The following is an 11,571-nucleotide window of genomic DNA, read 5'->3' as shown; positions in this document are numbered from 1 at the left end:
TCTCATCATTATAGATCACCACCTTTACTGAAAAGGGAACAGCAGCATTGACTGTCGTCCTGTGACTATATAAGTTGGCTTATACCAATGCTAAGAGTCCGGGCTCAATGTCCCACTTGTTTGTACTTGTGAGGGCGACGACACATATAAGTATACGGGGTCGAAATAAACTACTTCGCCACACCTCCTCTCGTGCTCTGTAGTATACCGCTGTTCCTTAGTATAGTATAAGGCTTTATTGAGAAAATGTAGAGGGGATGCACAGACAGATTTTTTCATTCCATGTTTGTGCCTGAGCGAAGTGAAAGGAATGATAAAAAGTATGAAAAAAACAATCTTTGAAAAATGCTTATTAGCAGTAGCACCGTTAATGATTTTGACCGGATGCTTTGGGAACGACGATGGAGTAAAGGCTCTTACATTGGATACAGATGCTACAATCGCTGAAGGAGAGGCACTTATTGACCAGATTGAAATTGGCATGTCAGAAGCTGACGTAAAATCTGTTCTTGATAGTAAAAAAGTTGATTACTCAGAGGATGATGGTGTCATATCCGGAACTACAATGGTAAACTTCATTTCATATGACAGCAGCTGTGAATATGTTACTTATGATGGGACGACAGATTCAGCAAGCTACAATCTATATTTTAAGGATGAGGCAACCCATAAGGCAGCAGCTAAAGTGCTGGCAGATCATTTTTCAGCAAAAATGAATGATGATATTGATCTGGACGTTTTAGAGAGCTCAATTACTGAGACATTTTACTACCCGATTGAAATCTTTGAAATTGAAGGAGAAGAGTATATCCGCTACATTTCTTTTGCAGAAGTTGAATATTATGAAGCTCCTGCGGATGGATACACAGAACTTGGATATGAAATAACTGAAGAATATATTGTGGCTTCAGATTGGGAAAAACTTGCTACGGGTGAATTGGAACAGCAGGCACAGTAATTTTGCTAGTGATATTGAGATTTGCAAAAATATAAAACCTCCGGGAGATCGGAGGTTTTAATTATTAATGTCACTAAGCCTATGGGATTGAAGCACAACAAGATTTTGTTCGGTTATTGCAATGGAGAACTTCTAACTTGCTTTCTGCTTTAAACTAAAGATATTATACCTTAAGTCAAGATAAAAAAGTAGTTAATTTTTTGTGAATATAAATGTAATAATTGGTAATATTTAACTCGGTGAGAAGCATTTGATAAATAGTATGCAAACATATAACATGATATATCACATAAGTAGAATGATGGCCCAAATGGCTTCTGCATTAGAGTTGTAAAATGAGGGGGATTGTCGTAAAATGATGTAATTGTAGAAACGCGTTATATACGATAGTAGTTGGGGTGAGGGATGAGTAATGCTCTGATTGTGTCAAGTACTGCGGGATTTTTGCCACAGTTTCTTGATAATGATGTGAAAGTGCTTAAGGAGAGAGGATATACGGTGCATTATGCATCGGATTTCACCAATCCTGTCTATAAATTTGATATAGAAGATCTTAATAATCAGGGGATAGTTATGCATCCTATAACACTTCATAAGAAGCCCTGGCATCTGATTAAGAATTTCAAGGGGTTAACCCAGTTATCAAAAATAATTAAAGATGAAAATATAAATATTGTACATTGCCATAATCCTGTTGGCGGCATGCTTGGAAGAATGGCGGGTGTATGCAGTGGTAAGAAGCCACTTATGATATATACTGCGCACGGATTCCATTTCTTTAAGGGAGCACCAAAACCATATTGGATTATGTTTTATCCTGCTGAGAAGTTTCTTGCAAAAATGACCGATGTGATTATAACCATCAATCAGGAGGACTTTTTAAGGGCTAAGAACTTCAAGATGCGTAAGAATGGGGAAGTTGAGCTTCTGCATGGAGTCGGTCTTGATACGGATAAGTTTCATCCGATGCCGGAGATAAGGGATGAAGTGAGAGAAGAGCTTGGAATCCCCAAGGATGCTTTTCATATAGTTACTGCAGCTGAGCTTAATGGAAATAAAAACCAGTCAGTTGTGATTAAAGCTATTGCTAAGCTTTCAGATAAGAATATCTACTATAGTATGTGTGGGCGAGGTCCAATGCAGGAGGAACTTGAGCAGCTTATTGCTGAGCTGGGACTTTCCGAGAGGGTAAGGCTTCTGGGATATAGGGACGATATGGAGAGAGTACTGCAGTCTTGCGATGTGTTTGCTTTTCCTTCTATAAGAGAGGGATTTGGAATGGCTGCTGTTGAAGCTCTCGGATGTGGAATCCCTGTAATAGCGGCAGATAATCGTGGTACGAGAGAATATATGCATCATGGGGATAACGGCGTTGTTTGCAAACATGATGATGTAGATGGATTTGCAGATGCTATCATCAGAATAAAAAATGATGAGGATTTAAGGAAGACCTATTCAGAACAGGCATATAAACTGAGTAAAATATTCTGGAAAAAATCTGCAAAAAAGACCCTGGAAGAGATCTATGACAGGGCAATTGCAAAGATGGGAAAATGAGATAAAGATGGAACCAGTTGAGATTTCTGTAATTATGGGGGTTTATAACGAAAGAACCCGTGATGACTTGGATCATGCTGTAAATTCAATATTGGGACAGACATTTAAGAACTTTGAATTTATCATTTATGATGATGGGTCAGACTGGGAGGTTTCCGAAAAGATTAAAGCCCTTCACAGGAAGGATAAGAGAATTGTTCCCATCGGAAGTGAGGAAAATCACGGTCTTGCGTTTTCTTTGAATGAGTGTTTGAAGAGAACCAGAGGAAGATATATCGCCAGAATGGATGTCGACGATATATCACTACCGAAGAGACTTGATAAGCAGTACAAGTTCCTGGAGGAGCACAAGGAATATGACTGGTGCGGTACCAATGCCAAGGTTTTTGACAGCGCAGGAATTTGGGGCCAGACTACGAGACCGGAGATTCCGACTGCTAAGGATTATTTAAGATACTCACCCTATATTCATCCTACCGTTATGTATAGAAGAGAGATTCTGATGGAGAGCGGGGGATATGCGGCTCGTGAAGAGACACTAAGATGTGAGGATTATGAGATTTTCATGAGGCTTTTCAGGCAAGGCGGTAAGGGATATAACATACAGGAAGATCTTTTTCTTTATCATGTAGAAAGAGAAAGTTATCATGTGAGGAGTTTTAAATTTCGCCTTTATGAGGCAAGGATAAGGTATCAGAACTTCAAGGAAATGGGACTATTGTTTCCGTTTGGATGGGTGCACTGCTTAAGACCATTTATAAGTCTGTTTGTTCCTGTGAAGGTTGTAGAGTTTGTCAAGAATATGAGGAAGAGTCTTTGATCGAGTATTATCAGGAAGTACTTCAGAAAAATCCTGCATATAGTATGGCTCTTTTGAGCGTATCCAAGGCTTACGGGGACGGATGCGGGCGTTTGCAGGAACATTATTTAAGTACCTGGGCGCCTGTTATATGTGAGTTCGCAAAGTGGGTGGTAGATAATGCTAAAAAGCGAGAGATAAAGAGGCTGTATTTTCTTTCGAGAGATGCATACCCTGTTTATCAAGCTGCCCTGGAGCTATGCAGGGATGATCAGAGCTATCCGATTCTAAAATATATAAGGGTTTCAAGATATTCACTTAGAATTCCGGAAATGGCTATTTCAAAGGAGTCATTTTTGGATTTCCTTTTTTTATCCGGAATTGATGTGACAATACGCAAAATTTTCAAAAGAGGGGCATTGTCTGACGCGGAGATCGAGTGGGTTTCTAAGGAGATGGGCTATACAGATTCTCTGGATAAAGTTTTAGCAAGGCCTGAGATACTGTTTTGGAAGGAAGAAGCCAAAAAGAGGTTGGAAATTATCTGGCCTATAGTGTATGAGCATGCAAAACCGAGGCTTTCATCTGTGCTTGGGTATCTGAGACAGGAAGGCATGATGGAAGATGGAAAAATCGCTATTGTAGACAGTGGCTGGGTTGGAACTACTCAGAGAAGCTTAAAGAGACTTATTAGCGTGGAAAAGCCAGGAGTAGAACTGGAAGGGTACTATTTTGGACTGTATGATCTTCCTAAGAACGTAGATAAGGATACTTATCATACATTTTATTTTAGGCCGTGGAAGGATATTGAGAAGAAGGTCCTATTTAGCAATTGCCTTTTTGAGGCTGTTTTTTCAGAAGACTCGGGCATGACTCTTTCATATGAAAAGTTGAATGATAAATATGAGCCCGTAATAGAAGATGGCAAGGGGATGAACGGTGAGTTCCTACATGACATGACAAATGTTGCCATTGATTATGCCAAGGCACTTAAGGAAAGTGCATCTCATGACAATGGTGTTAGAGTAAGTGAGAAGATATTGAAGAAGCTTATGGCTTACCCTGACAAGTGGGAGGCTGAAAATTACGGACGGCTAAAGTTCTGCGATGATGTGCTGGAGTATGAGGCGCAGGATATCGCAGCTGAGCTTTCGTATGAGGATATAAAGAGACTAAGACTATTTAGAAAACTTTTTATCTGGGCAGGGAAGAAGCTACGGATAAAGAGCAGTAATATAAAGAGGGCTACGATTCATGAGAGTGGGTGGCTCTATGCAAGTATAGTAAGGTGTGGCGTAAGTATTGATTGGAGTCTTTTATGCGCAAGAATGACTCAGAGGATTATTCTTTACGTTCAGAAAATTTTATGATCAAACGAAAACTTAGGTTTAACAGCCTGAGAAATGCAGAATTTATTTGGGGTAATAAGAGAAAGCGTGTTCCGATAAAAGAAAGTGAGTCAGAACAAAGCAGAAGAAAGAACAAAGAAGTGACAGTGGAGGCCTTTGTGAAAAAAATGAGGGACTACGATGTCATTTCTTTTGATGTATTTGATACGTTGATTTTTCGTCCCTTTGCCAAGCCAACAGACATGTTTTACCTTGTTGGAGAAAAGATAGGGATGCAGGATTTTCGAAGTATCCGTATCCGATCTGAGTTGAATGCAAGACATAAGTGCAAAGCGAAAAATGGGCATACGGAAATTGATCTAAAGGATATTTGGGAAAATCTGGCGGAAAACACAGGAATTGATGCAGCTGACGGAATGCGTATAGAGTGGGAAACAGAGCTACAGCTTTGTTATGCCAATCCTTTTATGCTTGAAGTCTGGAAAAAGCTCACCGAGATGGGGAAGAAGATAATAATCATTTCGGATATGTATCTTTCCACAGAGCAAATTAGGAATTTGATTGAAAAGAATGGCTTTAAAGGAGCTGATAGGATTTACGTTTCCAGTGATTATAAAAAGAGTAAGGCTGATGGGAAACTTTATAAACTTGTCAAGATGGATTTGTCAAAAGAGAGAGGCTTGTTAAAGATACTTCATGTTGGAGATAATCCTTTAAGCGACGTAATAAATGCAAAAAAGGCAGGATTAGATTCACTCCTGTATCCTAATATCAACAGAGCTGAGCGCATGTATCGAACCTATGATATGTCTTCTATAGTGGGATCTGCTTATAGGGCAATAATAAATGCAAACATCTACAATGGGCTCAAGATCCGGTCAATGGAATATGAATGCGGTTTTATATATGGCGGGCTGTTTGTTTTAGGATATTGTAATTTTATACATGATTATTATGTGAAGGAAAAATTGGATAAGCTTTTGTTTCTGGCGCGAAAAGGAGATGCTTTATTTAAATCATATAAAATGCATTATCCTGAGGATAATGCGGAATATGTATATTTATCCAAACGTGATAGTGTACAAAATTTTAATAATGAACAAATCGCAGCGGCAGAAAGGTACTATTGGCAAACCTTAAATGGCTGCAAAAAAGCGGCTGTTGTAGATGTTGAATGGGCTGGTAGTGGAATGGAGCCGCTTAATCGCCTTATAAATGAGACTTCTGAGATTCCCTGTAATCTATATGAAATAATTGCCGGAACAAACACTTTGTATCATACGGAATCTGACGCTTCAGAGGTGCTTGTGCAGTCGGAGAGACTCATTTCATATATGTATTTTCAGAGGCAGGGCAGAGATATTCTAAAGAAGCGATATTCTGCTAAGGGCTATAGTATTTTTTGGGAGCTTTTGCTTTCTTCTGATGCCCCCCAGTTTGTCGGCTTTTGTGAAAATGACCACAGAGAAGGTAAGGATGACATATACGTTGAAGAAGCTGATATTACTCTGAAATTTGGCAAGAGAGATGTAAGTCTGTATGGCGTAGCAGAAATCCAACAGGGAATAATGGATTTTGTCAGGATATATACCGACTATTTTGGAAAATATCATCATATGATGTCTATAAGTCGAAGAGATGCATATGCGCCAATTATAGCGGCAACATCTGGGAATGAGAAGTACCTGCATGTCATGGAAAAGAAGCTTGAGCCAAAGACCAATTTGGTATAATTTTGTTAATCTTTGGTTCAAGAAGTCGTAAATTTTTAATCAAGGGGTTGACAACCTTCTGTGAAGAGCGCTAGAATAAATTCGATGTTACTACAAAAAACTATGTAAGGGAGATGAGAACATGAAAAGATTACTTGCAGCTGCTTTAGCCGCAGCACTGGTACTGACATCTGCACCCGCAGTGTCACACGCAGCAGTTACTGATCAGCAGACTGATAACAGAACTGCATACGAAAAGAGTAATGGTGAAGTTGTTTCTGTTATCGAAGGTGACACAGAGCTTAGTGTTACTAAGGCTGCAGATGGCACAACAACCGTTACTACTGTAAAGGATACTAAGACAACAAAGACACTTAAGATTGCTAATGCTGATGGTACAAACATCACAAGTTTTGCTTCAAGTGCATTCAAAGGCACAAAGGCTAAGACAATTGATCTTACAGCTATTGCTCTTGTAAAGCTTAACAAGAACCAGTTCAAGGGTTCTAAGGCAAAGACAGTTAAGCTTAATGCTACAAAGCTTACAGCTAAGAGCATCAACAAGAAGGCTCTTAAGGGCTCTAAGATTAAGAAGATGGTAATCACAGCTAAGAGCAAGAAGGCTTTCAAGAAGCTTGTTAAGAAGCTCCAGAAGTCTGGTGGAAAGAACATTAAGTATTCTTTCAAGAAGGCTAAATAAGATTTATCATTTATAAATATAAAGCTGTCATGGCGGGGCTAAAACGGCATGGCAGCTTTTATTATGCCATGATATATGTCTGGCATAAAGGGGTAAGGGGTGTGAAATTTACAGTAAATAAACAGAATGTTGCAAGGATTTATTTTATATTTGTTCTCGCTGTATCGCCGCTATATATTTCTAATGGATATCATAATATTTTAGACGCTAAGAATTATATTGTGTGGCTGAGTATTGTGATTGGTGCGGGACTCTCCATTTATTTGTTTTTAAAATGGCTTGCTAATGGGGTAACGAAAAAAACAATAAAAGCGGAGTTTATTTCAGGCTTAAAAAAATTCATCTCATCTGTTGATTTAATGGATATTTTTGTTGCCATCTTTGCTCTGACAAGTCTGATCTCATCATGTATTTCCGGTTATGTGCATGAAGCCTTTTCTGGCTCAATGGCATGGGGGGTTGGCGGAGCCATGATCATAGCACTTTCCCTTATGTATTTTATTACTTCACGAGAAATGAAGCCTGAGTCAGGCTGTATTTATGCTATGATGATTAGTGGCATTATAGCTATGGTTCTGGCAGTTCTGAATGATCTATGGATTGATCCGCTAAAAATAATGACCGAGGATGATAATTGGAAGGATCATTTTACTTCTACTATTGGTAATATAGATCAGTTTGGCGCTTATTTATCTATAGTCATAATTATCATGGTTATGATGTTTGTGATGTCAGAAAATGGATTTAAACGTGCAGGCGCTTGTGTTGTATTGTTTTTTGGATATCTGAATATGTTCCTTACACATTCGGACAGTATTTATGTTGTTGTGTGCTTTGCATATTTGTTTTTAATAGCATATTGCTTAAGGAGCCCTAATAGATATTGGGGATTACTGATAAATGGCATTTTGTTTAGTATAGCCGGATTTGCTGCGAAGGTTATTATCCTGTTTAGACCGGAGATAAGGCTTGATGATATTTCTCCTATTTTATTTGCTCACAATGTACATGTGATAATTGGCTGGGGATCCTTTGTTCTATTGTTAATCCATATGGTGCTTAATTTAAAGCTTAATTCAGAACAGTTTGATAAGCTGTTTAAGAAGCTGTTCGTTATTTATTTAGTGCTTGCGATAATTGCAGTCGCTACAATCGTAATCGTCGGTATAATGAAGTTTGATATGTACTTCTTAAATAGGCGAGGATTCTTATGGTATGTTGCGGTTTATCAATTTCTCGACAATGATCTTATTTATCAGATATTTGGAATGGGGCCTGGGCTTGTAGATACTATTTCTCTGAATTTTGCGTTTGAGATAGAGGAATATTATGGACAGTACTATACTTTGGAAAATGTCCATAACGATGTTTTGGAGTATTTGCTTACAACCGGTGTGCTCGGATTTATATCTTACGTAGGAATTTATGTTATTATAATCAAGGACTTTATTCAGAAAATATTGAAGGATGAAGATTTCAGAGGTGTTAATGGATATGCTATAGCAGGCCTTATTGCCTATATAATCCAGTCTATGTTGAACGGACCGCATCCACTTACAACTGCCATGTATTTTGCACTTCTGGCTATATATAGAGGATCGAAGCTGGAAGAGAATAATCAGATACAGGAAGAATGTTCTTTGGAGAATTGATATAAATATAGAAAGAAAAACAAAATATCATTAAATAAGCTTTTTCTATGATATACTACTAATGATATTTGGGAGGGTTAATCTGTATGAAGCTAATAATTCAAATACCATGTTATAACGAAGCAGAAACGCTGGAAGTGGCTCTTAATGATCTGCCGAAGCATATCGATGGAATTGATGAGATAGAATATCTCATAATAAACGATGGCAGTAAGGATAATACTGTGGAGGTTGCAAGGAATTGGGGTGTTCATCATGTTGTCAGCTTTAAGCAAAACCGTGGACTGGCTAAGGGCTTTATCGCCGGTCTTGACGGATGCCTTCGCTGCGGAGCAGATATTATTGTAAATACAGATGCTGATAACCAGTATAAGGGTGAAGACATTGAGAAGCTTGTGCGCCCTATTATCAATGGTGAGGCAGATATAGTAATTGGTGCAAGACCTATAGATGAAACAGAGCACTTCTCATATATTAAGAAGAAGCTTCAGCATCTTGGCAGCTGGACAGTAAGAAAAGCGTCAAAAACAGATATACCGGATGCTCCAAGTGGGTTTAGAGCATATTCGAAGGAAGCGGCCATGAAGATGAACGTGGTCAATGATTATACCTATACCCTTGAGACTATAGTTCAGGCAGGCCGGGAGCGCATTCCTATGACAAGTGTTCCTATAGGGACTAATGCTGAGCTCAGACCTTCAAGGCTATTTAACAGTATCTGGGGTTATGTAAAGAAGTCGATGCTTACAATAATCAGAGCCTATGTTATGTATAGGCCTTTGAAGGCTTTTACAATAATAAGTTTGCCGTTTTTGGCTATAGGAATTGGAATAGGTATAAGATTCCTTTCATTTATGGCACGCGGTACCAGTTCAGGACACGTTCAGTCACTCATATTGGGATGTACACTTATAATTATTGGATTCCTTATCTTTGTAATAGGAATTCTTGCAGATACCATTGCTGCAAACAGGAAGATTCTCCAGGATGTGCAGTTCCATGTTAAAAGTCTGGAATATGGAAGGGAATCTGACAAAAAGACAGACGAAACATGATTTTTACACAAGTTTTATTCAGGGAATTTAAAGATGGGACAGTTAAAAAATGCTATAGGAAATATAAAGGAAAAAGAGAGAGCCTATCTGAAAAAAATATCAGATAAGGAATTTAGGGGGAAGATAATATCTGCGGTTAATCCGGAGCTTTCTGAAGGCTCCGATTATGTTGTTGGCTATATTGTGAGAGTTTTTATCTTTTTACTTCCTTTACTTATTTATGAAGAAAGTGCATTTATGGGGATATCCTTAAGGGATATCCTTTTTGGAACAGCCATTTTATTTATGGCTATTTATTGCGGAGTAAAAGAGCTCAAAAATAAGAAAGAGGGTGCCATTTTATTTGGAAAGAAGGAGCTTCTGTTGTTTATTTGTTTTTTTGCTCTTTTGATATGTTTTATCGTACAAGTTATAGGTTTTGATTCTGAGCTTAAGCGAACATATCTTTATATTGAGTGCTTTCTTGTGATTTTTGTAGTTACTTCTTCGCTCAGAGCTGATAAATATTTTCTAAGGATTTTGTCTGCTTCCAATGCAATTTTGTTCATTAGCATGTATAGATATATATTCACAGGAAAAGCTACGCTTTTACTAACTGAAAAAATCCTTGGAAATACTGCATGGCTAATGCCAATAATAATGTTGGGAAGTCTTGTATATGCCATTCTGTATCTTGTAGAAGAGGATGAAAGATATAAAAATTTCTATCTGTTATTTACAGGTGCAAGCTTCGTAATTCTATTTTTGTATGGGAACATGGCAGCATTTATGATAATGCTTATTTTTATAATGGGACTGCAGTTCTTGGGAAAGCCAACAGAGGAATGCATGAAGAAGAACACAATTTTGTTGTTTCTTTTTGCGTTTTGTGCATCTAACGCACCGCTTCTTACATATTTTAACGCAAAGGGGATAAAAAAGCAGTTTGATTTAGAATACAGCATATATATAGATTTGATAATTGCTGTGGCATTTTTTTTTGTTATACCCTATTGGGAAAAACTTTCCAAAGAGCAGGATCCTAAGACTATGTTGATAGAAGGTTTTGCAAAGTGGTACAAAAGGTCATTCATAGTAGTGCTATCGGTGATAGTATTTGGGATTACAATTGGAAGACGCATGGAGAATGCACCAAAAGTGAACGGAGGAAAGGCTGTTGCCGGATATTCATGGGCACTTTGGAATGCAGTTAATGATGCAAAAGGAGAGATGCTACATATATTTTCTGTGTATGGGCTTATCGGTCTTGCGATTAGCCTGCTCTTTGGGATATTTTTCATTATAAGGACGTTTGATGTATTGAAAAATGATGATATTGACGAGGTTTCAAAGGGATATGTCTTAATAGCTACTCTTTTTGTTATCCTATGTGCTTTTTATCCATTTCCATATGGATATACTGTTATTTATATGGTATTCATTGGTTTATCTTTAAGCATTGGAAATGAATATGCGTTTGTAGAAGAAGTTGAAGGCATGAGTTTACAGGAGAATCAGAATGAAGCGGGAAATCGTTCAACTATAGGAGTAGGAATTGCAGAGTTCTTTAGGAAATACGCTCTCCAGTTAGGTTTTGTGTTTGTCTCAGGATTTGCGGCCGTTCTTCTAATGCTCGCTATATTTGTCGTGCAACGGCTGTTTGTTCCTGCCAGAGAGTATGCTAATGGGACTAATTCACTGATAAGTGATTTATATGAAGAAGACGCAGAGCTATACGATTTTGATGAGGAATTGCAAGATAATGATGAAGTGATAACGGATGATGAGGAGTAGCTAAAATCGACTATAG

Annotated in this window: 9 protein-coding genes; all 9 read left to right on the top strand. The window is 38.1% G+C overall.

Translation table 11 applies throughout. From position 1 onward, the window contains the following. The first annotated feature begins 322 nt into the window (after positions 1-322). The 9 genes from G586_RS0112090 (at position 323) to G586_RS0112050 (ending at position 11,555) form a co-directional block, all read left to right on the top strand. On the top strand, positions 323-958 hold the full coding sequence (locus G586_RS0112090; RefSeq protein WP_026527967.1) for a hypothetical protein: 636 nt from the start codon (positions 323-325) through the stop codon (positions 956-958). A gap of 405 nt (positions 959-1,363) precedes the next feature. Further along, positions 1,364-2,515 carry a glycosyltransferase family 4 protein gene (locus tag G586_RS22885; protein WP_051204766.1) on the top strand — a complete coding sequence of 384 codons (1,152 nt, stop codon included), beginning with the start codon at positions 1,364-1,366 and terminating at the stop codon, positions 2,513-2,515. Beyond that, positions 2,484-3,335, top strand: coding sequence for a glycosyltransferase (locus G586_RS22880; protein WP_155834124.1), 852 nt, complete (start codon positions 2,484-2,486; stop codon positions 3,333-3,335). The genes G586_RS22885 and G586_RS22880 overlap by 32 nt, the downstream gene beginning before the upstream one ends. Beyond that, entirely contained in the window at positions 3,332-4,684 is a 1,353-nt protein-coding gene (locus G586_RS0112075) for a hypothetical protein (protein ID WP_026527966.1), read from the top strand. The genes G586_RS22880 and G586_RS0112075 overlap by 4 nt, the downstream gene beginning before the upstream one ends. Further along, entirely contained in the window at positions 4,681-6,396 is a 1,716-nt protein-coding gene (locus G586_RS0112070; RefSeq protein WP_196811597.1) for an HAD family hydrolase, read from the top strand. Before G586_RS0112075 ends, G586_RS0112070 begins: the two co-directional genes overlap by 4 nt. Before the next feature lie 121 nt (positions 6,397-6,517). Beyond that, the gene (locus G586_RS0112065; protein ID WP_026527964.1) at positions 6,518-7,075 is read left to right on the top strand and encodes a hypothetical protein; all 558 of its coding nucleotides are present in this window, start codon (positions 6,518-6,520) and stop codon (positions 7,073-7,075) included. A gap of 101 nt (positions 7,076-7,176) precedes the next feature. Further along, on the top strand, positions 7,177-8,727 hold the full coding sequence (locus G586_RS0112060) for an O-antigen ligase family protein (protein WP_026527963.1): 1,551 nt from the start codon (positions 7,177-7,179) through the stop codon (positions 8,725-8,727). Positions 8,728-8,813: 86 nt separating this feature from the next. Then, positions 8,814-9,782 carry a glycosyltransferase family 2 protein gene (locus G586_RS0112055; RefSeq protein ID WP_026527962.1) on the top strand — a complete coding sequence of 323 codons (969 nt, stop codon included), beginning with the start codon at positions 8,814-8,816 and terminating at the stop codon, positions 9,780-9,782. A 33-nt stretch (positions 9,783-9,815) separates the two neighbouring features. Then, on the top strand, positions 9,816-11,555 hold the full coding sequence (locus G586_RS0112050) for a hypothetical protein (protein WP_026527961.1): 1,740 nt from the start codon (positions 9,816-9,818) through the stop codon (positions 11,553-11,555). Positions 11,556-11,571 lie beyond the last annotated feature (16 nt).

Source organism: Butyrivibrio sp. VCD2006 (assembly GCF_000423925.1).
Classification (GTDB): domain Bacteria; phylum Bacillota; class Clostridia; order Lachnospirales; family Lachnospiraceae; genus Butyrivibrio.
The sequence above is the reverse complement of the archived record's forward strand: the minus strand, read 5'-3'. Positions and strand labels throughout refer to the sequence as shown.

Coding starts and splice junctions, on each gene's coding strand:
- G586_RS0112090 (WP_026527967.1), top strand. CDS start 323: ATGAAAAAAACAATCTTTGAAAAATGCTTATTAGCAGTAGCACCGTTA.
- G586_RS22885 (WP_051204766.1), top strand. CDS start 1,364: ATGAGTAATGCTCTGATTGTGTCAAGTACTGCGGGATTTTTGCCACAG.
- G586_RS22880 (WP_155834124.1), top strand. CDS start 2,484: ATGACAGGGCAATTGCAAAGATGGGAAAATGAGATAAAGATGGAACCA.
- G586_RS0112070 (WP_196811597.1), top strand. CDS start 4,681: ATGATCAAACGAAAACTTAGGTTTAACAGCCTGAGAAATGCAGAATTT.
- G586_RS0112065 (WP_026527964.1), top strand. CDS start 6,518: ATGAAAAGATTACTTGCAGCTGCTTTAGCCGCAGCACTGGTACTGACA.
- G586_RS0112055 (WP_026527962.1), top strand. CDS start 8,814: ATGAAGCTAATAATTCAAATACCATGTTATAACGAAGCAGAAACGCTG.
- G586_RS0112050 (WP_026527961.1), top strand. CDS start 9,816: ATGGGACAGTTAAAAAATGCTATAGGAAATATAAAGGAAAAAGAGAGA.